Origin of the sequence: Falsiroseomonas bella (assembly GCF_003173615.1) — a bacterium.
Classification (GTDB): Bacteria; Pseudomonadota; Alphaproteobacteria; order Acetobacterales; family Acetobacteraceae; genus Falsiroseomonas; species Falsiroseomonas bella.
The window spans coordinates 831,670-855,695 of sequence record NZ_QGNA01000003.1 but is presented as its reverse complement, the minus strand read 5'-3'; the positions used below and the strand labels follow the sequence as shown (position 1 = coordinate 855,695).

At 71.0% G+C, this 24,026-nt stretch carries 18 protein-coding genes and 1 tRNA gene; 12 read left to right on the top strand and 7 right to left on the bottom strand.

Translation table 11 applies throughout. From position 1 onward, the window contains the following. The first annotated feature begins 23 nt into the window (after nucleotides 1-23). Nucleotides 24-2,888 carry a class I SAM-dependent DNA methyltransferase gene (locus tag DFH01_RS16615; RefSeq protein ID WP_109871675.1) on the top strand — a complete coding sequence of 955 codons (2,865 nt, stop codon included), beginning with the start codon at nucleotides 24-26 and terminating at the stop codon, nucleotides 2,886-2,888. Between the two features lie 57 nt (nucleotides 2,889-2,945). On the opposite strand, the gene DFH01_RS16610 is transcribed toward DFH01_RS16615, so the two are convergent. Together DFH01_RS16610 and lipB are read right to left on the bottom strand one after the other, a co-directional pair. Continuing rightward, nucleotides 2,946-3,182, bottom strand: coding sequence for a type II toxin-antitoxin system ParD family antitoxin (locus tag DFH01_RS16610; RefSeq protein WP_109871544.1), 237 nt, complete (start codon nucleotides 3,180-3,182; stop codon nucleotides 2,946-2,948). 372 nt (nucleotides 3,183-3,554) lie between these two features. Further along, nucleotides 3,555-4,232 carry a lipoyl(octanoyl) transferase LipB gene (lipB, locus tag DFH01_RS16605; protein ID WP_109871543.1) on the bottom strand — a complete coding sequence of 226 codons (678 nt, stop codon included), beginning with the start codon at nucleotides 4,230-4,232 and terminating at the stop codon, nucleotides 3,555-3,557. Nucleotides 4,233-4,261: 29 nt separating this feature from the next. On the opposite strand from lipB, the gene DFH01_RS16600 reads away from it, so the two are divergent. The 3 genes from DFH01_RS16600 (at nucleotide 4,262) to DFH01_RS16590 (ending at nucleotide 9,645) form a co-directional block, all read left to right on the top strand. Then, nucleotides 4,262-4,347: transfer RNA gene (locus DFH01_RS16600), tRNA-Leu, on the top strand. A 133-nt stretch (nucleotides 4,348-4,480) separates the two neighbouring features. Further along, nucleotides 4,481-6,919 (top strand): HWE histidine kinase domain-containing protein, encoded by a 2,439-nt coding sequence (locus tag DFH01_RS16595; protein ID WP_109871542.1) that lies wholly within the window; start codon nucleotides 4,481-4,483, stop codon nucleotides 6,917-6,919. Nucleotides 6,920-7,077: 158 nt separating this feature from the next. Then, nucleotides 7,078-9,645, top strand: a complete 2,568-nt coding sequence (locus tag DFH01_RS16590) for an HWE histidine kinase domain-containing protein (protein WP_109871541.1) — start codon at nucleotides 7,078-7,080, stop codon at nucleotides 9,643-9,645. A 42-nt stretch (nucleotides 9,646-9,687) separates the two neighbouring features. Here the strand turns inward: DFH01_RS16590 and DFH01_RS16585 are convergent, their stop codons facing one another. After that, nucleotides 9,688-10,185: a VOC family protein gene (locus tag DFH01_RS16585; RefSeq protein ID WP_199231251.1), complete on the bottom strand. Its 498-nt coding sequence runs from the start codon at nucleotides 10,183-10,185 to the stop codon at nucleotides 9,688-9,690. Beyond that, nucleotides 10,182-10,850, bottom strand: a complete 669-nt coding sequence (locus DFH01_RS16580) for a glutathione S-transferase family protein (protein WP_158287791.1) — start codon at nucleotides 10,848-10,850, stop codon at nucleotides 10,182-10,184. Before DFH01_RS16580 ends, DFH01_RS16585 begins: the two co-directional genes overlap by 4 nt. Nucleotides 10,851-10,998: 148 nt before the next feature. Here DFH01_RS16580 and DFH01_RS16575 point away from each other — a divergent pair, with 148 nt between their 5' ends. The 7 genes from DFH01_RS16575 (at nucleotide 10,999) to DFH01_RS16545 (ending at nucleotide 18,821) form a co-directional block, all read left to right on the top strand. Further along, on the top strand, nucleotides 10,999-13,272 hold the full coding sequence (locus DFH01_RS16575) for an NADP-dependent malic enzyme (protein ID WP_109871539.1): 2,274 nt from the start codon (nucleotides 10,999-11,001) through the stop codon (nucleotides 13,270-13,272). Continuing rightward, nucleotides 13,269-14,168 (top strand): HEPN domain-containing protein, encoded by a 900-nt coding sequence (locus DFH01_RS16570; RefSeq protein WP_146217077.1) that lies wholly within the window; start codon nucleotides 13,269-13,271, stop codon nucleotides 14,166-14,168. The genes DFH01_RS16575 and DFH01_RS16570 overlap by 4 nt, the downstream gene beginning before the upstream one ends. A gap of 16 nt (nucleotides 14,169-14,184) precedes the next feature. Further along, entirely contained in the window at nucleotides 14,185-14,889 is a 705-nt protein-coding gene (locus tag DFH01_RS16565) for a vWA domain-containing protein (RefSeq protein ID WP_109871537.1), read from the top strand. A 3-nt stretch (nucleotides 14,890-14,892) separates the two neighbouring features. Further along, nucleotides 14,893-15,597: a J domain-containing protein gene (locus DFH01_RS16560; protein ID WP_109871536.1), complete on the top strand. Its 705-nt coding sequence runs from the start codon at nucleotides 14,893-14,895 to the stop codon at nucleotides 15,595-15,597. A 98-nt stretch (nucleotides 15,598-15,695) separates the two neighbouring features. After that, nucleotides 15,696-16,565 (top strand): UTP--glucose-1-phosphate uridylyltransferase GalU, encoded by an 870-nt coding sequence (gene galU, locus DFH01_RS16555; RefSeq protein WP_109871535.1) that lies wholly within the window; start codon nucleotides 15,696-15,698, stop codon nucleotides 16,563-16,565. 26 nt (nucleotides 16,566-16,591) lie between these two features. Further along, nucleotides 16,592-18,004, top strand: coding sequence for a phosphoglucomutase/phosphomannomutase PgmG (gene pgmG, locus DFH01_RS16550; RefSeq protein WP_109871534.1), 1,413 nt, complete (start codon nucleotides 16,592-16,594; stop codon nucleotides 18,002-18,004). A gap of 10 nt (nucleotides 18,005-18,014) precedes the next feature. Further along, nucleotides 18,015-18,821, top strand: coding sequence for a gamma-glutamylcyclotransferase (locus DFH01_RS16545; protein ID WP_109871533.1), 807 nt, complete (start codon nucleotides 18,015-18,017; stop codon nucleotides 18,819-18,821). 12 nt (nucleotides 18,822-18,833) lie between these two features. Here DFH01_RS16545 and DFH01_RS16540 read toward each other — a convergent pair whose 3' ends face one another. From DFH01_RS16540 to DFH01_RS16530, 3 genes are all read right to left on the bottom strand, one after another. Continuing rightward, nucleotides 18,834-19,616, bottom strand: coding sequence for an alpha/beta fold hydrolase (locus DFH01_RS16540; RefSeq protein WP_158287790.1), 783 nt, complete (start codon nucleotides 19,614-19,616; stop codon nucleotides 18,834-18,836). Between the two features lie 261 nt (nucleotides 19,617-19,877). Next, entirely contained in the window at nucleotides 19,878-21,518 is a 1,641-nt protein-coding gene (locus DFH01_RS16535) for a calcium-binding protein (protein WP_109871531.1), read from the bottom strand. A gap of 65 nt (nucleotides 21,519-21,583) precedes the next feature. Then, a complete protein-coding gene (locus DFH01_RS16530) occupies nucleotides 21,584-23,110 on the bottom strand; it encodes a putative bifunctional diguanylate cyclase/phosphodiesterase (protein ID WP_109871530.1) in 1,527 nt (508 codons plus the stop codon). Between the two features lie 140 nt (nucleotides 23,111-23,250). Here DFH01_RS16530 and DFH01_RS16525 point away from each other — a divergent pair, with 140 nt between their 5' ends. Then, nucleotides 23,251-24,000, top strand: a complete 750-nt coding sequence (locus DFH01_RS16525) for a YebC/PmpR family DNA-binding transcriptional regulator (protein ID WP_109871529.1) — start codon at nucleotides 23,251-23,253, stop codon at nucleotides 23,998-24,000. The last annotated feature ends 26 nt before the right edge of the window (nucleotides 24,001-24,026 follow it).

Genomic DNA, 24,026 nt, shown 5'->3' with positions numbered 1-24,026 from the left:
CCCGCGCGCGGGACCATGCGCGCATGACGCCGGAACAATTCATTGCCAAGTGGCAGGGCAGCGCCCTGCGCGAGGACCAGGCCTCGCAGTCCCACTTCAACGACCTCTGCGCCCTGCTCGACGAACCCACCCCGGCCGCCGCCGACCCCAAGGGCGAATGGTTCTGCTTCGAACGCGGCGCCAACAAGACCACCGGCCAGCGCGGCTGGGCCGATGTGTGGAAGCGCGGCCATTTCGGCTGGGAATACAAGGGCAAGCGCAAGGACCTGCGCGCCGCCTTCGTCCAGCTCCAGCAATACGCCCTCGCGCTGGAAAACCCGCCGCTCCTCGTGGTCTCCGACATGGAGACCATCATCATCCGCACCAACTGGACCAACGCCGTCAGCGAGACCCACACCGTCACGCTGGAGGAGCTGCGCGACCCCCGGCGCCGCGCCCTGCTCAAGGCCGTCCTCTCCGATCCCGACCGCCTCCGCCCCGAACGCACCCGCCAGGCCATCACCGAGGACGCCGCCGGCAAATTCGCCGAACTCGCCGCCCGCCTGCGCGCGCGCGGCCACGATCCGCAATTGGTCGCGCATTTCGTCAACCGGATCGTCTTCTGCCTGTTTGCCGACGATGTCGGCCTGCTGCCCGCCGGCGTGCTCGACAGCCTGCTCGCCACCACCCGCAAGAACCCCGCGCGCTTCCCCGATCTCGCCGGCCGCCTGTTCCGCGCCATGAAGGACCCCGGCGGCACGCTCGATTTCGTCGAGATCGACTGGTTCAACGGCGGCCTGTTCGACGACGACACCGCCCTGCCGCTGACCGCCCAGGACATCGCCGCGGTGCAGGAGGCCGCGCGCCTCGACTGGGGCGAGATCGACCCGACCATCTTCGGCACCCTGTTCGAGCGTGGGCTCGATCCCGAAAAACGCGGCCAGCTCGGCGCCCACTACACCGACCGCGAGAAGATTTCCCTCATCATCAACCCCGTCATCATCCGCCCGCTGGAACGCGAATGGGCGGAGGCGCGCGCGCGGATCGAGGCGATCATGGCTGCCGTGCCGAAATCCGGCGTCGCGCCCGCGGAGATCGCGCGGCGGCGCGAGCGCGCCCGCACCCAGGCGACGCCGATCTACCGCGCCTTCCTCGACCGTCTGCGCGCCTACCGCGTGCTCGACCCCGCCTGCGGCAGCGGAAATTTTCTCTATCTCGCGCTAATGGCGATCAAGGATATCGAGCTGCGCGCGGGGCTGGAGTCGGAGGCGCTCGGCCTGCAACGCCAATTGCCGGAAGTCGGCCCGGAAGTGCTGCTGGGCATCGAGCTGAACGCCTATGCGGCGGAACTGGCCCGCATCTCCGTCTGGATCGGCGCCATCCAATGGGCGCGCCGCAACGCCATGCCCCAGCCCGGCAACCCCATCCTCAAGCCGCTGAACACCATCGAATGCCGCGACGCCGTGCTGAACCCGGATGGCAGCGTGGCGGATTGGCCGAAGGCCGACGCCATCGTCGGCAACCCGCCCTTCATCGGCGACAAGGCGATGATCGGCGCACTCGGCGAGGACTACACGGCGCGGCTGCGCAAGGCGTATGCCGGTCGCGTGCCGGGCGCTGCGGACTTCGTCTGCTATTGGTTCGAGAAGGCCCGCGAGCAGATCGAGAACGGCGCGACGACGCGTGCGGGGCTCGTCGCGACCAACAGCATCCGCGGCGGCGCCAACCGCCGCGTGCTGGATCGCATCACCGAGCAAGGCGTCATCTTCGATGCGTGGTCCGACGAGCCCTGGACGCTCGACGGTGCAGCGGTGCGAGTGTCGATAGTCTGCTTCGGCGACGGGAATTCTGCTGGCTCACCAAGCCTAGACGGCTATACCGTCACTACGATCTTTGCTGATTTGAGCGCGGGCGACTTCGACCTGACGACGGCGCAGCCGCTCGCGAATAACCGTGCGATCGCGTCCAGCGGCGTCACAAAGAAGGGTGCGTTCAACATCGATGGCGACCTCGCACATGCGTGGCTCGCTGCACCCAGCAATCCCAATGGCCGGAGCAACGCCGAAGTTCTTTCGCCTTGGTACAACGGCGAGGATGTCACTGGCCGCCATCTGAACCGCTGGATCATAAATTTTGGCGATATGCCGGAAACGCAGGCCACATTCTTTGTTCAGCCTTTCGCGCACGTTGTGCTGCACGTGCAGCCCGCTAGATCGAAATCTGGCTCCCCGTCCGAGCGTCGCCACTGGTGGCTGCTGGCGCGTCGCGCACCTGCACTGTTTCAGCGCCTAGACGGCCTCGCGCGGTTCATCGCCACGCCAGAAGTCTCGAAGCACCGGGTCTTTGTCTGGCTCCCGAAAGCAGTGACTCCAGACAAGAATCTGGTGGCCATCGCCCGCGACGACGACACCAGCTTCGGCATCCTGCACAGCCGCTTCCACGAAGCCTGGGCGCTCCGCCTCGGCACCTCGCTGGAGGATCGCCCGCGCTACACCCCCACCACCACCTTCGAGACCTTCGCCTTCCCCGAAGGCCTCACCCCGAATCTCCCCGCCGCCTCCTACGCCGCCGATGCGCGGGCCATCCGCATCGCCGACGCCGCCCGCGCCCTCGTCGCCGCGCGCGACCGCTGGCTCAACCCGCCCGAATGGGTGGAGGAGGTGCCCGATGTGCTGCCGCATCTCCCGCCGCGAAAAATCCCACGCGACGCCGCCGCGGCAAAGCAGCTCAAGACCCGCACGCTGACCAACCTCTACAACCGGCGCGGCACGGGGGAGGGCGCCTGGCTCGATGCCCTGCATGCCGATCTCGATCGCGCCGTCGCCGCCGCCTATGGCTGGCCCGAGGATATCGCCACCGACGACGCCCTCGCCGCCCTCCTCGCCCTCAACCGCGCCCGTACAGGTTGATCGGCGCGGCGTGTCGAGCCGCTTCGACCGCCGAGGGTCGGCGGCCGCCAGCTCACGTCACCTGTGATATGTCGCGGCGCGCTTGCGCATCTCCACCAGCATCTCGTCCGAGCTGATGTCACTGACGCCGCTGTTCATCCCGTCCTCGATCAACTGGCGGAAGGCGACGCGTTCCTGGTCGCGCCGGATCAGATCGCGGACGTGGTCGCTCGCATTCGCATGGCGGCCGGAGCGCGCCTGCTCCTCGACCCAGGCCTTCATCTCGTCAGGAAGCGAGACAGTCATTGTCGCCATGCCGCCTTTTCTCCGCGCGCCACCGACATTGGCAGTCTTTGCCAACGGATTGCACCGCCCGCCAGCGCCCAGGCCAGAGGCGGGGGTTCCCGCGTTTTCCGCTGGCTTCCCCCGCACCGACCAGCTATCCTAGGAATTCAGTCCGCGCCACCCGGCGCGGGCCGCCGCTCTTTCACCCCCGCGAATCCGCCGCTCGCTCTCCCGAAAAATTCCCCGACCGCTGAGCCGGTGAATTTTTTCGGTTCGCTGGCGCAAACCTGACCGCGCGATCAACCAACCCGGCAATTTGTCCGAAACCGCGCGCCGGCATCCCAGGGGAGTTTGTCCGAAACAAGAAATCCCACCGCCGCGCCGTTACAATCGCCCGTGGGCCTACCCGAAAACCTCCGCCCACGCCGCCATCAGCGCCGCGTCGGCCTCTTCCATCGTCGCCAGAACGCCCAGCCGGTGCAGGCTCGTCACCCCATGCTCCGCCACCCCGCAGGGCACGATGCCGCCGAAATGCGACAGGTCCGGGTCCACGTTCAGCGCCACCCCGTGCCAGCTCACCCAGCGCGTCACCCGCACGCCCAAGGCGCCGATCTTGTCCTCGGTCCCGCGCGCCCGGTCCGCCACCCAGATGCCCACGCGCCCCTCGCGGCGCTCGCCGCGGATGTTGAACCGGTCCAGCGCCCGGATCAGCCATTCCTCCAGGCCATGCACATACTCCCGCACGTCCCGCGCCCGCACGGACCCGTGCGGCCGGGTCAGGTCCAGCATCACGTATCCCGTCCGCTGCCCCGGCCCATGATAGGTCCATTGCCCCCCTCGGCCCGCCGCGAACACCGGGAATCGCCGCTCCAGCAGGTCGTCCGGCCGCGCGGAGGTGCCGGCCGTGTAGGTCGGCGGATGCTCCACCAGCCACACCAGCTCCTCCGCCTCCCCGGCGCGGATCGCCGCCACGCGCGCCTCCATCGCGGCCATCGCCTCGGCATAGGGCGTCAGCCCCTCGGTGATGCGGAACGCCACGGAGGAGGCTGTTTCCGGGGGCGTTGTCGGGTCGAATGTCATGGTCTATACGCCGCGCCTCTACCGGTTTTGCGGTCGTGGCGGAATGGTAGACGCGCCAGCTTGAGGTGCTGGTGGGGGCAACCCCGTGGAAGTTCGAATCTTCTCGACCGCACCATTGCCGCGCAACGGCGGGCACCGGCCCGACATTTCCTCACGATCTTCACGGGAAGTTGAGCCGCCCCGCTCGGCGCCCCCTCCCGGATTTGCGGTAAGCCTGTTCCCGTGACGCGCCGCAGGGCCCACGCGCCATGTCCCCTGATACGAGCCTGCCGCTGAGCGCGCTCGCCGCGCCGGCGCCAACCGCCCCGGCGATGACCGGCGGCGGCGCCGGGCTGCTCGACCAGGAGCACCTCCCCGCCGGCATCCACCCGCACGCCCTGCTCCTCGTTCTGCATCCCGCCACGCTCGACGTGCTGCAACTGGCCGGAGACGGCGCGCTGCTGGGGGCGGAGGCGCGGCCCGGCCTGCCGCTCGCCGCCCTCGTCCCGCCGGAGACGCGCGCCGAGATCGCCCGCCTGCTCGACCAGCCGCCGGAGGCCGAGCTGCACGCCGCCGGCATCGCGCTGCCCGACGGCACCCGGCTCGACCTCACCGTCCAGCATGGCGAGGCCGGTGTGCTGCTGGAGATCGAGCGCTTCCCCGCCGCTCCCGCCGCGACGGAGCCCGCGCCCCTGGCCGCGCTTGCCGCCATCGCGGCGCGCCTCGAAGCGGTCCCCGGCCGCGCCGCCCTCTGCCAGGCCGCCGCGCAAGAATTGCTGGGGTTCTCGGGCTTCGACCGGGTCGCGCTGCACCGCTTCACGTCAAAGGGCGGCAGTGAACTGGTGGCCGAGGCCCGCGCCCCCGGCACACCCCCCGGCCCGCCGCCGCGCGACCCCGCCGCCGATGCCCCGCGGGAGGCGCGGGAGAGCGCGCTGCAGGGCTGGTCCCGCTTGGTGCCGGACTCCACCCGCGCCCCGGCCCCGCTCGAGCCGCCGCTGTCGCCGTTGACCGGCGCGCAGACGGATCTTTCGCTCTCGCGCCTGCGCAGCGCCCCGCAGGCGCAGCTTGAGGAGCTTGCGCGCCAGGGCGTGCGCGCCGCGCTGTCGCTCTCCGTGGTGCGGGAGGGACGGCTCTGGGGCGTCTTCGCCTGCCATTCGGACCGGCCGCGCCACCTGCCGGTCGCGATGCGCGCGGCCTGCGAGCTCTTCGCCCAGCTCTTCTCGCTCCAGCTCGAAGCCGCCGCGCAGGCCGAGGACGATGTCGAGGCCACGCGCCTCGTCGCGGCCGAGCATCGGCTGATGGCGGCGCTGGCCGCGGCGCCGGGGCAGGGGCTGCGCGCCGCGCTGCCGGCGCTCGCCGCCTTCCTGCCCGGCAGCGGCGTCGCCCTGTTCCTGGGCGACGCGCTGCACAGCGAAGGCCCCGTGCCGGCCGAGCAGGTGTTGCGGGGACTCCGCGATGCGCTGGCCGGCGGCGCTGGCGTGGTGGCGCTCGATGCGCTCGCCGAGGGCTGGCCGAAGGCGGAGCCGGCGCTGGCCGAGGCCGGCGCGCTCCGGCTCGCCCTGCCGGATGGCGAGGCGGTGCTGTGGTTCCGCGACGGCCCCGCGCCCGGCCGTCGCTGGACGGCGATGGAGATCGAGGCAGCCGAGGCGCTGCGCATCGCGCTGCTCGACGACGTGCTGCACCGCACGGAAGACGTCGCTCAGGCCCGCGCCGGCGCGCGCCAGCGCCAGGAGATGCGCCTCGGCGAGCTCGACCATCGCGTGGAGACGCTGCTGGCGAACCTGCAATCCCTGGCGCGTCACGGCGAGGCCGCCGCGCCGGGGCTCGAGGGCCTGCTGGCGCGGCTGCTCGGACGGCTGCGCGCCTGGGCGCAGGCGCATGGGCTGGCGGCGCTCGGGCGGTGGGACGGCGTCTCGCTGCGCGGCCTGGCGCAGGAGCAGCTGCGCACGCATCTCGCGGACGGCCCGGCCGGCTGCATCGTGATCGAGGGGCCGGAGCTGCGCCTGCGGCCCCGCGCGGCCCTCGCCCTCGGCCTCGCCCTGCACGAGATGGCCACCAACGCCGCCAAGCATGGCGCGCTTTCCGCGCCCTCGGGCCGGGTGCGGCTCGGCTGGAGGGTGGAGGATGGCTGGCTGCGGCTGGACTGGACGGAGCAGGGCGGCCCGCGCGTCGCGCCGCCCGCCCGCCGCGGTTTCGGCTGCCTCGCGATCGAGCGGGGCCTCGGCGAGGAACTCGGCGCGGACAGCCGGCTCGCCTTCGCGTCGGAGGGGCTGCGCTGGCATGCCGCGATCCTGCTCGCCGCGCTGACGGAGCCCGGCGCCGCGCCGGCGGCGCAGCCGGCCCGCGGGCTGGAGGGGGCGCTGGTGCTGCTGGCGGAGGATTCCGTCCTCGTCGCCATGCAGATGGCCGATGGCCTGGAGGCCGCGGGCGCCGAGGTGCTCGGGCCCGTGGCGCGTATCGCGGAGGCCGAGGCGCTGATCGCCGAGCGCCAGCCGGACGCCGCGCTGCTCGACATCGACCTCGATGGCGAGCCGGTCTTCCCGGTGGCGGACATGCTGACGGAGCGCGGCGTGCCGATCGTCTTCACCACCGGCTACGAGCCGCGCCTGGTGCTGCCGCCGCGCTACGCCCGCGCCGCGGTGCTGCCCAAGCCCTGCCGTGGGGACGAGGCGGCGGCGGCGGTGCGGCTCGCCCTCGCCGAGCGCTGAGGCGCATCGCTGTCTTGTGAGCGGCCGCGAGGAAGGAAGCGTCCGCGGCCCGGGCTAGGGTGCGCCGCACGCAATGTTCAACACCTCGGTCCGGAACCGGTGATACGCCTCACGACACTCGCGCGCCGGCCGCCGCCGCTTCGCCGGATCGCCTGCCGATGAGCGCGCTCCCGCTGCCTGCCTTTGGCGAGGCCGACCTTTCCAACTGCGACCGCGAGCCGATCCACATTCCCGGCTCCGTCCAGCCGCATGGCCTGCTGCTGGTGCTGCATCCCGAGAGCCTCGAGGTGCTGCAGGCAGCCGGCGATGGCGGCCTGCTCGGCGCCGGCGCGGCGCCCGCCGCCGGGCAGGCGGCCGCCGACCTGCTGCCGGCGGCGGTGCTGGCCGAGATCGCCTCCCTGCCCGAGGAGCCGGCGCCGACCGCCGGTCGCGCGCTGGAGGCGGCCCTCCCCGGTGGTGGAGTGCTCGATATCGTCGCGCACCGCACGCCGGCCGGCATCATCCTGGAGATCGAGCCGCTGGAGGGCGCGGGCGGCGCGGTGCGGCCGGGGCCGCTGCCGGTCGTGCTGTCGATGATCGCGCGGCTCGGCGAGGCGGGTACGCTCGGCGCCTTCTGCCAGGCCGCCGCCGACGAGGTCCGCCGCGTCACCGGCTTCGACCGCGTCATGGTCTACCGCTTCGCCCCCGACGACAGCGGCGAGGTGATCGCGGAGGCGCGGGATGCGGGCATCGGCGCCTATCTCGGCCTGCACTACCCGGCGAGCGACGTGCCGAGGCAGGCGCGCGAGCTCTATGTGCAGAACTGGCTGCGCATCATCCCGGATGCGCGCTACGTCCCGGCGCCGCTGGTGCCCCCCGTCTCCCCGCTGACCGGGCGACCCACGGATCTGTCGTGCTGCGCGCTGCGCTCCGTCTCGCCGCTGCATCTGGACTACCTGGCGAACATGGGCGTGCGGGCCTCCATGTCGCTCTCCATCGTGCAGGGCGGGCGTCTGTGGGGGCTGATCGCCTGCCACCACCGCACGCCGCATCGCGTGCCGGTCGCGATCCGCGGCGCCTGCGAGCTCTTCGCGCGGATGTTCTCGCTGCAGATCGAGGCGAAGCAGCGCGCCGAGGACCACGCCCATGCCGAGCGCATGCACCGCGTGCACGAAGGGCTCGTCCGCGTCATGGCGCGGGAGGACAACCTGGCGCTCGGCCTGATCCGCCAGCGCCCGAACCTGCTCGACTTCATGGACAGCGCCGGCGTCGCGCTGCTGATCGAAGGCAACTACGCCGCGCTCGGCCGCGTGCCGGAGGAGGAGCAGGTGCGCGCCTTCGCGGCCTGGGCCGGCAGTCGGGCCGAGGATGGCGTGCTGGTGCTCGACAGCCTGGCGGAGGCCTTTCCGCCGGCGCGCGGGTTCGCCGCGGTCGCGGCGGGCGCGCTGGTGCTCTCCCTCACGCGCGATCCGCGCGACTGCATCATCTGGTTCCGGCCCGAGGTCGTGCAGACCGTGACCTGGGCGGGCAACCCGAACAAGCCGGTGGAGGTTACGGGCGGGGGGGCGCGCGTGGCGCCCCGCCGCAGCTTCGCCGCGTGGCGCGAGACGGTGCGCGGGCGCTGCCGGCCGTGGCGGGCCATCGAGGTGGAGGCGGCGCAGGCGCTGCGCGTCTCCCTGCTCGAGGTCGTGCTGCGCCGGATGGACGAGGTCGCGCGGGAGCGCGCGGAGGCGAGGCAGCGGCAGGACCTGCTGCTCGCCGAGCTCGATCATCGCGTGAAGAACACGCTGGCCAACATCCAGGCGCTGGTCCGCCATTCCAGCCGCAACGCGGGCTCCGTCGGCGGCTTCGTGACCGACCTGCATGGCCGGCTGCGCGCGATGGCGAAGGCGCATTCGCTGCTGTCGCGCAGCCGCTGGGAAGGGGCGGGGCTGCGCAGCCTGGTGGAGGAGGAGCTGCACCCGCATCTCGGCGCCGAGGGCGGCATGCCGCGCATCGGCATCGTCGGGCCGGACATCAGGCTGCGCCCCAAGGCGGCGCTGGCGGTCAGCCTGGCGCTGCACGAGCTGGCGACGAATGCGGTGAAGCATGGCGCCCTCTCGGTGCCGGCCGGGCGGGTGCAGGTCTCCTGGCGGGTCGCGGAGGGAAAGTTGCTGCTGGAATGGCGCGAGAGCGGCGGACCGCCCGTCGCCGCCCCCGGGCATCGCGGCTTCGGCAGCATGATGATCGAGCGGAGCCTCGCCTATGAGGTGGGCGGCACCACGAAGCTCGACTTCCGCCCCGAGGGCATCCTCTTCCATGTCGAGATGCCGCTGCGCCACGTCGCGGAGGCAGGCGTGGCGCCCGATGGGCCGGGCGCGGGGCAGGACGCGGCGCCGGCGCTGCGCGGGCTGCGCGTGCTGGTGGTGGAGGATTCCGCGCTGGTCGCCATGGAGCTCGAGACCGCCCTGCGCGCCCAGGGAGCGGAGGTGATCGGCCCTGTCGCGCGGATCGAGGAGGCGGCCGCGGCCATCCTGCCGGTGCCGCCGGATGCGGCGCTGCTCGACATCGACCTCGACGGGGTGGCGGTGTTCCCGCTGGCCGATGCGCTGGCGGCGGCGGGCGTGCCCTTCGTCTTCACCACGGGCTACGAGGCGCGGCTGGTGCTGCCGCCGCGCTTCGCCGGGCGCCCGGTGCTGGCCAAGCCCTATCGCGGCGAGGATGCGGCCGCGGCGCTGGCCGCGCTGCGCCCCGCCGGCGCCCGGTAGTGCCTGCGTCGGCGGGCTGCAGGCGCAGCCCGCCGGACCCACTCAGGCCGCCGCCGCCTTCCGCCGCGTCCAGGCGTCGAGCGTCGCCCGCGCGCCGTTGGTCGCCGGGTCCATGTCGGCGTCGTGGCTCGGCGTCTTCGCGGCGAGTTCCACCACGTAGCCGTTCGGGTCGCGCAGGTAGATCGAGTGCATGATCCCGTGGTCGGAGGGGCCGCGCGCCTCCATCCCCGCGGCCTTGGCGCGGGCGAGGACGGATTGCAGCTCCTCCGGCGTGGTCTCCATCGCGACATGCAGGTCGAAATCATGCTGCGTCTTGAAGTCGAAGGCGCCGTCCGGGACTTCGAAGAAGGCGAGGTAGCTGCCGTCCTTCAGCCGGTAGAAGCTGTGCAGCACGGAGGCGTCGCGGCCCGTCGCGGTGCGCTTGATCTCGAAGGCCTGCGCCAGCGGCATGCCCAGGAAATCCTCGTAGAAGGCGCGCGTCGCCTCGGAATCGCGGCAGCGATAGGCGACGTGGTGGAACATCGAGGCCGGGTTGCTCATGCCGCCTGCCCCCGCACGGCGTCGCGCCAGCCATGGAAGCCGACATTGCAGGGATTCCAGGACGGCCGCGCCTTCATCGCCGCGATCCAGCGCGCCACGCGCGGCCAGCGATCGAAATCCCAGCCGACCAGCTCGCCGAGCGTCGCGTAGCAGACGCCGAGGAAGTCGGAGAGGTCGGGCTCCGCGCCGCCGAGATAGGGATGCGCGTCGGACAGCATGTGGTCGTTCAGGATGCCGAAGAGCCGCTCCGATTCCGCCTTGGCGCGGGCCAGCGCCGCCGCCTGCATCGCCTTGTCCTCCCAGGCGAGGTAGGGCAGCAGTTGCGGATAGGCGTAGCCGTAGCCGAAGCTGCGCAAGAAGCCGGTGTTGAACCAGTCCATGCGCGCATTCACCGCGGCGCGGGCACGCTTGTCGGCCGGCCAGGCGGCGTGCCCGGCGACATCGGCCAGGTACTTCAGGATCGCCGAGCATTCGATCAGGCGATGGCCGTCATCCTCCTCCAGCACGGGCACGAGCTGGTTCGGATTGACCTGCGTATAGGCCTCGCCCTTGTGCTCGCCGCCGAACAGGTTGACGGGCGCAAGCTCCAGCGGGATGCCGGCCTCCATCGCGAACATGGCGATCGGGCGGCATGTGGTCGAGCCGTCGAAGAAATGCAGCTTCATGGCGGGGGTCCTTCCCTCCCTTGGTATCCCGGGCTGGGATGCATCATCGCATGCCATCCCGGCAATCCCGCAAAGTTCCTGCCGGGCCGGGAGGGCGAGGTCGCTTCCGCCGCGGAACCCGCCTAATCTGGCAACGGAGGTGCCGGGCATGGACGAGGATTTCCGCAGGGCGGCGTTGGATTATCACCGCCTGCCGCGGCCGGGGAAACTCTCGGTCGAGCCGACGAAGCGGATGGCGACGCAGCGCGACCTGGCGCTGGCCTATTCGCCCGGCGTCGCCGCCGCCTGCGAGGAGATCGCCAGGGACCCCGACAAGGCCTGGGACTACACCACGCGCGGCAACCTCGTCGCGGTGATCTCGAACGGCACGGCGGTGCTGGGGCTGGGCGCCATCGGCGCGCTGGCCGGCAAGCCGGTGATGGAGGGGAAGGCAGTCCTCTTCAAGAAATTCGCCGGCATCGATTCCATCGACCTCGAGGTGGATGAGCGCGACCCGGAGCGCTTCATCGAGGCGGTGGCCGCGCTCGAGCCCAGCTTCGGCGCGATCAACCTCGAGGACATCAAGGCGCCGGAGTGCTTCGCGATCGAGCGCACGCTGCGCGCGCGGATGAAGATCCCGGTCTTCCACGACGACCAGCACGGCACGGCCATCATCGTCGCCGCCGCGGTGCGCAACGGGCTGCTGCTGCAGGGCAAGCGGCTGGAAGACGTCCGGGTGGTGAACACCGGCGGCGGCGCGGCGGCGATCGCCTGCCTCGACCTGCTGGTCGCGATGGGGCTGAAGCGCGAGAACGTCACCATCTGCGACATCGACGGCGTGGTTTGGAAAGGGCGCCCGAACACCGATCCCTTCAAGGCCGCCTATGCGCAGGAGACCGCCGCGCGGACGCTGGAGGAGGTACTGGAGGGGGCGGACATCTTCCTCGGCCTCTCGGCGCCGCGCGTGCTGAAGGCCGAGTGGCTGCACAAGCTGGCGCGCAAGCCGCTGGTGCTCGCGCTGGCGAATCCGGAGCCCGAGATCCTGCCGGAGGCCGTGCGCGCCGCGCGGCCGGACGCGATCGTGGCCACCGGGCGCAGCGACTATCCGAACCAGGTCAACAACGTCCTCTGCTTCCCCTTCATCTTCCGCGGCGCGCTGGATGCCGGCGCGACGGAGATCAACGAGGCGATGAAGGTCGCCGCGGCGGATGCCATCGCCGCACTCGCGCGCATGGAAGCGAGCGAGGTCGTCGCCGCCGCCTATGGCGGGGAGGCGCCGGTCTTCGGCGCGGACTACATCATCCCGAAGCCCTTCGACCCGCGGCTGATCCTGGAGATCGCGCCGGCGGTGGCGAAGGCCGCGGCGGAATCCGGCGTGGCGCGGCGCCCCGTGCCCGACCTCGCCGCCTATCGCCGCGACCTCGAGAAGTTCGTCTTCCGCTCCGGCAACCTGATGCGCCCGGTCTTCGAGGTGGCGCGCCGCCAGCTCGCCCGCGTGGTCTTCGCCGAGGGCGAGGACGAGCGGACGCTGCGCGCGGTGCAGACCGTGCTGGACGAGGGCCTGGCGGAGCCGATCCTGATCGGGCGGCGGGCCGAGATCGAGGCGCGGGCCGCGGCGATGGGGCTGCGCATGGACTTTCGCGAATCCGTGCGCGTTCTCGACCCTGTCGCCGATCGCGACGTCTTCGAGAGGCTCGTGCCGCTCTACCAGGGCAAGGTCGGGCGGCGCGGCGTGCCGCCGGATGCCGCGGCGCGGCGCGTCGGCAACCGCCCGACCGTCGCGGCGGCGCTGCTGCTGGAGGCCGGAATGGCGGATGCCTGCCTCTGCGGCGGCACCGGCGACTGGCTGAGCCACTGGCACCACGCCTATGACGTGATCGGCAAGAATCCCGACGTCACGCGGGTCTATGCGCTGTCGGCGCTGATCCTGCAGACCGGTCACCTGTTCTTCGTGGACACCCACCTGACGGTGGACCCGACGCCGGAGCAGCTCTGCGACATGACGCTGCTGGCGGCCGAGCAGATCCGCGCCTTCGGCATCGCGCCCAAGGCGGCGCTGCTGAGCCATTCCTCCTTCGGCGCCTCGGGCGCGCCGGGGGCGGCGAAGATGCGTGCGGCGCTGAAGCTGCTGCGCGCGAAGCGGCCGGATTTCGAGGTGGATGGCGAGATGCACGCGGATGCGGCGCTGGTGCCGGCGATCCGAGACCGGGCGGTGCCCGATTCGACGCTGACGGATGCGGCGAACCTGCTGGTGATGCCCGGCCTCGATGCCGCGAACATCGCCTTCAACCTGCTGAAGGCGGCGGCCGAGGGGCTGCAGGTGGGGCCGATCCTGCTGGGGATGGCGAAGCCCATCCATGTGCTGGTGCCGTCCGTGACGGCGCGCGGCATCGTCAACATGACCGCGCTGGCGGCTGCGCAGGCGAATGGGCTCAAAGCTTGAGCGATAATTCCTACCAAAACAAACGAGTAGGCGCGCTCAAACACTGGGTTATCAGCAGAATGTTCTTGCAGACTGCCGACGAAAATTACATCATGGCAAGAACGTCATTTTTCTCCGGATTTGGAGAGAATTTTTTCTGGATGGCAAACCATGCCATCGAAAAATACCTAAAAGCGCTAAATCTATTTCTCGGCGGCCATGCGAACTATGGGCACGAAATCGAACCTATCTACGCAGCCATTTTAGCGCAGAATTCCGATCTAGAGATAAGAAAATTTGAATATCCGCCAAGCTACCTCGAAGAATACAAATTTGCCGAGTCGCCAGATAGTTTTTTGGCGCGTCTAGGAAAATATGGTTCTGCCGACAATAGATATGGCACAATAGGATATCGAATATTTCCTGACGATCTTCACAAGGTAGATCATTGTGTATTTCACTTCCGTCGCTTCTGCAGGTCGCGATATACATACCATCTCTGGGATAATGGTCGCGAAGAGAGAATTGATTGGTACGAGCTTACTTGGAGAGGCGGATTTTGGTCAATTGACCCTCTTGGGATCCTTGAACAGGCCTTAAAGGGTGATCGGCGAGTCCAGACATGGGTAATCGAAAGCGCGCAAGCTGCAAACTGCGCGTTTCTACGCGATATGGCGCCAGAGCCAGCACAACTGCCCTCCAGAGTGCGCGCTGGCGCCTTTGTGGACTGGATGTTTCCGCTGGATGCGGCTGAATCATCAGAAGAAGATGTGGAGATTTCTGAGCGAGTATTGGAGTGGGCGCTCAAGAACATTCGGTTCTCGCGGCGGGATACCGATGCGTTCCGCCTTGCCTTGAGGCAAGCGAGCAGGACCACGAAATCGCTCGACGCGCCGCCTAGCAGTGACGGCCCATAGGCACCACGTTGCCCGCATGAGCAAGCTGCCCGAGAAGACGGGCAACCCCGCCGTCGCCGCCTTCCTCCACAAGGTGGCGTCCATGCCCGCCGTGCGCCCGGCTTCGGGGAAGCCGGGGCGGCTGATCTTCGCCATCGACGCCACGGCCTCCCGCCAGCCTTCCTGGGATCGGGCCTGCCAGCTGCAGGGCGAGATGTTCATGGCGGTGAAGGATGTCGGCGGGCTGGCCGTCAGCCTCGCCTATTACCGCGGCTTCAACGAATTCGCGGCCACGCCCTTCCTGACCAATGCGGACGACCTGGCCCGACGCATGACCGGGGTGAGCTGCCTCGGCGGGCATACCCAGATCCTGCGCACCCTGAAGCACGCCCGCGACGAGTCGCAGCGCGAAAAGGTCAATGCCGTGATCCTGATCGGCGACGCGCTGGAGGAGGATGTGGACCCGATCTGCCATGTGGCGGGCGAACTCGGCCTGCGCGGCACGCCGGTCTTCTGCTTCCAGGAGGGGAACAATCCCATCGCGGGCAATGCCTTCCGGCAGATCGCGAAGCTGTCGGGCGGCGCCTGGGCGCCCTTCGATTCCGCCAGCGCCGGGGCGCTGCGCGACCTGCTGCGCGCGGTGGCGGTCTTCGCGGCGGGCGGGCGGCAGGCGCTCGCGCGGCTGACCTCGGCCTCCGCGCGGCAGATCGCCGGTCAGCTGCCGGCGCCCAAGGCGCGCTGAGCGATGGCCTATCTGATCGTCGGGCTGATCGCCCTTCTCGCGCTGCTTGGGCTGCTGCGCGCCTTCGCGGATGCGAAGCCGGCGCAGATCAAGTCGGCGGCGATCTGGGGCGGGGGGCTGCTCGGCGCGGTGCTGCTCGTGGTGCTGCTGGCTTCCGGCCGCGGGCCGCAGGCCTTCTGGGCGCTGGCGCTGTTCGGGCCGATGGCCTGGCGCTGGATCCAGGGCATCCGCGCCGCCCGCACCTTCGCCCGCGGCGGCCAGGCCAGCACCGGCCAGGCGAGCGATGTCGAGACCGAATACCTCGCCATGGGCCTCGATCACGACAGCGGCCAGATGTTCGGCCGGGTGAAGGCCGGGCGCTTCGCCGGGCGCGACCTGGGCGAGCTGGACCAGGGGCTTCTGCTGGACCTCCTGGCCGAGCTCGCGGCGCGGGACCCGGAGGGGGTGCCGCTGCTGGAGGCCTGGCTGGACCGCGCCCATGCCGACTGGCGCGACGCGGCCCGCAGCCGCCCGCCGCCCGGGCGGCCCTCTGGCGGCCGCATGACACGGGAGGAGGCGCTGGCGGTGCTCGGCCTGGCAGAGGGCGCGGACGCGGCCGCGATCCGCACCGCGCACCGTCGCCTGATGCGGGCCAACCACCCCGACCAGGGCGGCTCGGACTGGCTCGCCGCGCGGTTGAACGAGGCGCGGGACGTGTTGCTCGGCTGAGCGGCAGGGGCCGGCGGGCCGCTCACGGTTCCGCAGGTGGACGCTCATGGCCGTCCGTGGCAGTTGTGCCGGCCGAAATCGCCAGGGAAGACAAGTCGGTGCCAAAGCCACTCCGCAAGGCCGTGCTGCCCGTCGCGGGCCTGGGCACGCGTTTCCTGCCCGCGACCAAGCAGATGCCGAAGGAGATGCTGCCGGTCGTGGACAAGCCGCTGATCCAGTATGCGGTGGAGGAAGCGCGCGCGGCGGGCATCGAGCAGTTCTGCTTCGTCACCGGCCGCGGCAAGACGATGCTCGTGGACCAGTTCGACATCCCCTACGAGCTGGAGCGCACGCTGGCGGAGCGCAACAAGACGAAGGAGCTGGAGCTGCTGCGGGCCCAGGCGTTGCCGCCGGGCGCCATCGTCTCCACGCGGCAGCAGGTGCCGCTCGGGCTGGGCCATGCCATCTGGTGCGCGCGCAACTTCGTGCAGGACGATCCCTTCGCCATCCTGCTGCCGGACGACCTCATGCTCTGCGACACCTCCTGCATGAAGCAGCTCGCCGACGCCTATGAGGCGACGGGCGGCAATGTGGTGGCGATCGAGGAGGTGCCGAAGGAGCATGTGTCGCGCTACGGCGTGATCGCGCCCGGCGCGACGCGCGGCAACCTCGTGGAGGTCACGGGCCTCGTCGAGAAGCCGCCCATCGAGAAGGCGCCCTCCAACCTCACCGTGATCGGCCGCTACGTGCTGATGCCGGAGGTGATGGCGCACCTTTCCAAGATGGAGAAGGGCGCGGGCGGGGAGATCCAGCTGACCGACAGCATGGCGAAGCTGATCGGGAGCCAGCCCTTCCACGGCGTGCGCTACGAGGGCCGCCGCTTCGATTGCGGTTCGAAGGAGGGCTACCTGGAGGCGCAGGTCGCCTTCGCCCTCTCGCGCGACGACATGGCGCCTGCGATGCGCGCCATCCTGAACAAATACGCCTGAACGGCGAGCCTGGAGCGGATCAGCACATGACGGCTTTCCACCACAGCTTCGACCCGACCTCGCTGCGCGAATACGACATCCGGGGGATCGTCGGGCAGACGCTTCGCCCCGAGGACGCCTTCGCGATCGGGCGCTGCTTCGGCTCCATCGTCTCGCGCGGCGGCGGGACAAAGGTCGCGGTCGGCTATGACGGCCGGCTCTCCTCGCCGGAGATGGAGGCGCAGCTCGTCGCCGGCCTGCGCGCCTGCGGTCTCGAGGTGCTGCGGATCGGCTGCGGGCCGACGCCGATGCTGTACTACGCCGCCTATGCGCTGCAGGCGGATGGCGCGGTGATGGTGACCGGCAGCCACAACCCGCCGAACTACAACGGCTTCAAGATGATGCTGGGGAAGAAGCCCTTCTTCGGCAGGCAGATCCAGGAGATCGGCCGCATGGCTGCCGAGGGCGACGTGGTGCCCGCCGCCATCGGATCGGACCGCCAGGTGGACATCTCCGAGCAGTATGTCTCGCGCGTGCTCGAGGATTGGGACGGCGGCGACCGCGCGCTGCGCGTGGTGTGGGACCCGGGCAACGGCTCCTCGGCCGAGATCGTGAAGAAGCTGGTGGCGCGGCTGCCGGGGACGCATTTCGTCATCAACGGCACGATCGACGGCACCTTCCCGGCGCATCACCCGGACCCGACGGTGGCCAAGAACCTCGAGCAGATCATCGCCGAGGTGGCCCGCGAGAAGGCCGATCTCGGCATCGCCTTCGACGGCGACGGCGACCGCATCGGCGTGGTGGACGACGAGGGCCACATCCTGTTCGGCGACCAGCTGATGATCGTCCTGGCGCGCGACGTGCTGAAGCAGAAGCCGGGCGGGACCATCATCGCCGACGTGAAGGCGAGCCAGGTCTTGTTCGACGAGATCGCCAAGGCCGGCGGCACGCCCCTGATGTGGAAGACCGGCCACAGCCTGATCAAGGCGAAGATGGCCGAGACCGGCAGCCCGCTGGCCGGCGAGATGTCCGGGCACATCTTCTTCGCCGACAAGTGGTACGGCTTCGACGACGCGCCCTATTCCGCCGTGCGTCTGCTCGGCATCGTGGCGCGGATGCAGGGCAGGCTCTCGGCGGTGCGTGCGGCGCTGCCGCAGGTGATCAACACGCCCGAGCTTCGCTTCGACTGCCCGGACACCCGGAAGTTCGGCGTGATCCAGGAGGTGAAGGACCGCCTGGCCGCCGAGGGTGCGAAGGTGCAGGACGTGGACGGGGTGCGCGTGCTGACCGGGGATGGCTGGTGGCTGCTCCGCGCCTCCAACACGCAGGCGGTGCTGGTGGCGCGCGCCGAGGCGACGACGGAGGCGGGGCTCGATCGGTTGAAGGCGCAGATCGCGCGCCAGCTGGAGGCCTCGGGCCTGGCGGCGCCCGACTTCTCGGGGGCGAACGCCGGCCACTGAGGCCTGGGTCGTGGCGGTGTTCATCTATGGGACGCTGCTCGACCCTGCCGTCTTCGCGCGACTCGCCGGGCGGCGGCCGCTCCGCCGGGCGATTCCGGCAGGGCTGATCGGCTACCGGCGCGTGCGCTTGCGGGGCACACCCTATCCGACCCTGGTCGAGGGGGCGGGTGCCGTCGCCGGGTTGCTGCTGCCCCGCCTCGCCCCGGAAGCGTTCCGGCGCCTCGCCGCCTATGAGGGGCCGAGCTATACGCTGCGCCCCGTGCGCGTCGGCACGCCCCGCGGCCCGCGCTGGGCTCGCGCCTGGATGGCGGCGCGTCGCCGCGCCGATCCCTCCGTCCTCTGGGAGCCTGAGCGCTTTGCAACCCAGCCGCGCGAGAAAGTGAGCGACCACGCATGCTCGGCCGGGCTACATGCGGAGGTGGGTCGCCGGCGTTCGGCGGGAGGGTGCTTGATGGTGCATGGTCCGCGGAAGGTCATGGTGGTCGAGGACGAGGCTCTGGTGGCCATGCTGGTGGAGGACGCGCTGATCGATGCCGGATTCGGCGTGATGGGCCCCGCCGCCACGGTGGAGGAGGCCATGGCGATGCTCGACCGGGAGCGGCCGGACGCGGTGGTGCTGGACCTCAACCTGGCGGGCGAGACCTCGACCCCTGTCGCGGATGCGTTGGCCGCGCGCGGCATCCCCTATGTCATCGCGACGGGCTATGGCGCCTCCGGCCTGCCCGCAGGGCACCAGGATGCGACCGTGCTGGCCAAGCCCTATGACCCCGCCGAGCTGACCTCGGTGCTCGGCCGGCTCTGCCGACAGGCGGCCTGAGGGTTCGGGCCGCTACGCTGCCGGGTAGCGCCCGAGAAAATCCAGCAGCGCGGCGTTGAAGGCGGCCGGCTGCTCCCAATGGGCCGAATGGCCGCATTCCGCGATCACCCGCGTCTCGGCGCGGGGGACATGCGTGGCGACCTGCCGCAGCAGCGAAGGTGGGATCCAGAGGTCGGCATCCCCCGTCATCAGCAGGCAGGGCAGGTCGAGGGCTCTGAGCGCGGCGAAGGTGATCCGGTTCGCGGTGGGCTGGCGCAACTGCCGCCCAGGGATGGCGCGATGCTCCAGTTCCAGCCAGCTTGCCACGCCCGCCGGGTTGGCGGCCCGGTAGCTCGGGCCAAGCTCGCGGAACTCGGGCGGCATGGCGGCGAAGCCGGGCGGGCGCAGCCCTTCGCTCACGGCGGCATAGTCGGGGTCCGCGATGCCGAGGATCGAGCAGGAGAGCGTCAGGCTGATCAGGCGATCGGCACGCGACAGCGCGAAATCCAGCGCCACGATGCCGCCGGCCGCCGCCCCGACCAGGTGGCAGCGCGCGATGCCGAGATGGTCCAGCAGGGCGGCGAGGTCGCCGCTGCCCGTCCCCGGCGCCTCCGCGCTGCCGGGATCGGAGCCGCGATGGCCGCGGCGCGAATAGCCGATGGCGCGATAGCCCGCCGCGGCGAGGGCCGGGCGCTGGTGTTCCCAGATCTCCAGGCTGCCCGTGCCCGGATGCAGCAGCAGCACGGGCTCGCCGGGCCCGCCGGTGTCCCAGTAGGCGAGGCTTGTGTCGGGGAGCGCGGCGACCGCTTCGATCATGCGCTGAGTTATACCGAGCGGACGCAGGTTTCGCCTGCGTCCCTCAATCGTCGGCGCTTTGCTTGGCTGCGCCGCATAAGCGGCGGGCCGCATTCGCGGCCTCGGCCCTGCGGGCCGCAGGTCGGAACTTTTTGCGCCTGGTATCAGCGCGGATCGCTTCCGCCGGCAGCCGGGCGGCAATTTGGACGGACGGGGTGCCCGGCATGCCGACCATCCGCCGCGGGCCGCTGCGGCGTCGCTGAGGAAGCGCGCCGTGTTCGATCAGGCGACGATCTGGAAGTCTGCGGCGGTGACGCTCACGCCGGGATCCAGCCGTATCTCCGCGATCAGCACGGCGTCCACGCCATGGGTGCCGTCCGCATCCCACCAGAGCCGGCCGAGCGTGGCCGAAAGCGGCTGCCAGACGAACTCCGCATGTGTCGCCTGCGCCTGCCCGGATGCGTCCTCCGCGACCATGTCGGTCCCGGTCAGCCAGGTGCCTGCGACCAGCCCGCCGCCAAAGCCCTTGGCGGAGATCTGGAAGCGGTCGGAGGCGTCGAAATCGGTAATCGTGTCGCCGCCTTCGGCGGCGCTGCGATAGCGGAAGCGATCCCCGCCATCGCCGCCGGTGAGAAGGTCGGCGCCGAGGCCGCCGAGCAGCACATCCGCCATGATGTCGCCGGCCAGGCTGTCCGCGCCCTCGCCGCCGAGAAGGACGTCTGTGCCCGTGCCGCCGGCGAGCGAATCCGCGCCGCCGGCACCATCCAGCGTGTCATTGCCGCGTCCGCCGGAGAGCGTGTCGGCGCCCGAGAGAGCCGCGATGGAATCGTTGCCGTTGCCGGCCACGACCTGCCACCTCTCGAAGCCGCGGATGATGGTGCCGTCGCCGTCCAGCATCGCCCATTTGTCGATGCCGCGCGGGTCCAGCGTCAGGGAGTCCGCGATCCCTCGCCGCGAAAGCACCAGCAGGTCGCTGTCCGGGCCGCCATCGAGCGTGTCGGTGCCGCCCGTGCTGCGGATCGTGTCGTCGCCGCTGCCGCCGAGCACCATGTCGGCGGTGCCGTCGGCGGCGAAGCTGTCCTCGATGCTGTCGTTGCCATCGTGGCCGTGCAGCCGGTCGCTGCCCAGGCCGCCTTCGATGGTGTCGTTGTGGACGAATCCCTGGATCGTGTCGTTGCCGTCCCCGCCCTCGGCTATCCCGCCGAGCGGCGCGTCATAGCCTCCGAGCATCAGCCGATCGTTCCCCTCGTCGCCCTTCAGGACGGAGCCGCCCGCCGTGCTCCAGATCGTGTCGTCGCCAGCACCGCCGAACAGCGTGTCGGCGCCGAGCTGGCTGACGATGTTGTCATTGCCGCGGCCGCCCGACACGAAGTCCCTGCCGTTGCCCAGGATGAACTTGTCGTCGCCGCTGGTGCCATCGATGCGGAAGTCCTCGATGCCGCGGATCCGGGAGTCGTAGCCCCGGACCGGGACGAAGACGTCCGGCCACTGGGACAAGGCCAGGCTGGCGCCGACATCGCCGAAGAAGGTCATCTCAAGCCGGTCGTAGCCGTCGCCGCCGTCGATCACATGGCGAGCGGGATTGCGGGTGAGGATGATGTCGTTGCCGTCGCCGGCGCGCACGTGGTTGCCGATGCTGGTCGCGAGGTCGATCCGGTCATTGCCGGCCCCCCCGTCGAACAGGCTCCAGCCCTCGCTGCCGGTTGCCTCCAGCGAGTCGTTTCCGTCGCCGCCGAACAGGGCGTTGGTGCCGAGCCAGCCGTTCAGGGCGTCGTTGCCTCCCAGGCCTTCCAGCCTGTCGTTGCCGGGCAGGCCGTTGATCTGGTCCGCGTCCGTCGAGTAGGTCGCCGCGCCCATGATCACGTCGTCGAATTCCGTGCCCCGGAGGAAGTCGTTGCCGGTCGTGCCGAAGATCGTGGCCATGTCGCAACCCCAGGTCACCGCGCTCCCCGGTTAGCAGGGGGGGCGGCGGGGCGCTTTGCGCCAGGTCAAGCCGCCGCCGGCGCCGCCTCCGCCGCGATCAGCGCGCGCGCCTGCTCGGCCGGCATGGGGCGGCCGAGCAGCCAGCCCTGGCCGCGCTCGCAGCCGAGCGCGAGCAGCCGGTCCGCCTGTTCCCGGGTCTCGACGCCCTCCGCCACCACGCGCATCCCGAGGCCGCGGCCCATGCCGAGGATGGCGCCCACAACCGCCTCCACCCGCGGGTCGGCCTCCAGGTCGCGCAGGAACTGGCGGTCTATCTTGAGCTCGTCGAAGGCGAAGCGGCGCAGATAGGCGAGGCTCGACCAGCCGGTGCCGAAATCGTCGAGGGCGACGGAGACGCCAAGCGCCTGCAGGCCGCCGATGACGCGCGCGGCCTGCGGCCCGTCCTCGACCAGCATGCTCTCGGTGACTTCCAGCTCCAGGCGGTGCGCCGGCAGGCCCGAGGCGGCGAGTGCGGCGGCCACCGTCTCCACCAGGCCCTCGGCGCGGAGCTGGATCGCGGAGAGGTTCACGCCCGCCTTGAGCGCGCCCGGCCAGCCGGCGGTCTCGGCGGTCGCGGTACGGATCACCCAGGCGCCGAGCGGCACGATCAGGCCGGTCTTCTCGGCCAGCGGGATGAAGGCGTCGGGCGGCACCATGCCGCGGGTCGGGTGGTTCCAGCGCAGCAGCGCCTCGAAGCCGAGGAGCTCGCCGTCGGAGAGGCGCCGCTGCGGCTGCCAGTGCAGCTGGAACTGGCCCTCCGCGATCGCGATGCGCAGCTCGGCCTCGAGCTCCAGGGTGCGGCGCAGGGCGGCTTCGCGCTCGGGGGCGAAGCACAGGATGGCGGGAGTGGGCGAGCCGCGGGCGGCGGCCAGCGCGTCCTCGGCGCGCGTCAGCAACAGGCAGGGCTCCTCCGCGTCGTCGGGCGCGATGGCGATGCCGATATCGGCGGTCGCGTGCACCGTGCCGCCCGGCAGGTCGAGCGGCTCGGCCACCAGCGCGGCCAGGCGCTCGGCCAGGCGGAGCGCATCCGCCGGGTCTTGCAGGGCGGTCTGGACCACGCAGAAGCGGTCGCCCGAGAGGCGCGCGACCGGGTCTTCCAGCCGGACCGCCCCGCGCAGCCGCGCGGCGATCAGGCGCAGCGCCAGGTCGCCGCCGGCCCGGCCCTGCGCGGCGTTGACGTCGCGGAAGCGGCGCAGGTTCAGAACCAGCACCCCCACCTTCCAGCCCTGGCGGCGAGAGAGCGCGGCCGTCTCCTCGAGCCTGCCGCGCAGGGCGGACTGGGTCGGCAGGCCGGTGAGCGGATCGTGCAGGTCGGGCTCGGCGCCGCGCGGCGACGCGCCGGCGCGGGCAAGGCGGTACACGGCGAAGGGCGCGATGCCCGCGAAGGCGAAGAGCAGCGCGGCGCCCGTCGAGAGCAGCGGCGCGTCCTCCGGCCCGGCGGAGCGGCCGAGCGCCAGCAGCCAGGCCGCGGCGCCGAGCAGCAGCAGGCCGGCCGCGCCGGCGAGCAGCGGCGCCGCCTCGGCGGGCGGCGCGGAACGTAGTGGTCCTGCCATGGCGCCACCATCGCGGCAGAAGATGAACCCATGGTTGAGGCAGGACGCATATTCGTCGGAGGCGGCGATTTGCCCCGCAGGGCAGGGGGCCGCTATAGGGCGGCACCCATCCAAGCCGAGACAGACGGAGCAACCCGGCCATGGCCGGCCATTCGCACGCCAAGAACGTGATGCATCGCAAGGCCGTGCAGGGCGCCAAGCGCGCCCGCGCCTACGGCAAGCTGATCCGCGAGATCACCGTCGCCGCCAAGACCGGCATGCCGGACCCGGCGCACAATCCGCGCCTGCGCGCGGCGGTGAAGACCGCGCTGACCGCGAACATGACGCGCGACACCATCGACCGCGCCATCAAGCGCGTCGCCCAGGGCGCGGCCGGCGAGAACTACGAGGAGGTGCGCTACGAGGGCTACGGCCCGCACGGCATCGCCGTGATCGTCGAGGCGCTGACCGACAACCGCAACCGCACCGGCGGCGACCTGCGCTCGATCTTCGCCAAGGGTGGCGGTGCGCTGGGCGAGACGAACTCGGTCGCCTTCCAGTTCGAGCGCAAGGGCGTGCTGCGCTACCCGGCCGCCGTCGCCGATGCCGACGCCATGCTGGAGGCCGCGATCGAGGCCGGCGCCGAGGATGTGGAGAGCGGCGAGGACGGCCACGAGGTGTCCACCTCGGTCGAGGATTTCGCCGCGGTGCGCGATGCGCTGGAGCAGAAGTTCGGCACCGCCGAGGCGGGGCGGCTGGAATGGTGGCCCTCCACCACGCTTACGCTGGACGAGGAGAAGGCGGGCGAGGTGATGAAGCTGCTCGACGCGCTCGACGACCATGACGACGTGCAGCAGGTCTATGCGAACCTCGAGGCCGACGAGGCCGCGATGGAGAAGCTGACGGCCTGACCGCGAGCGTGGCGGCCGGCGAAGCC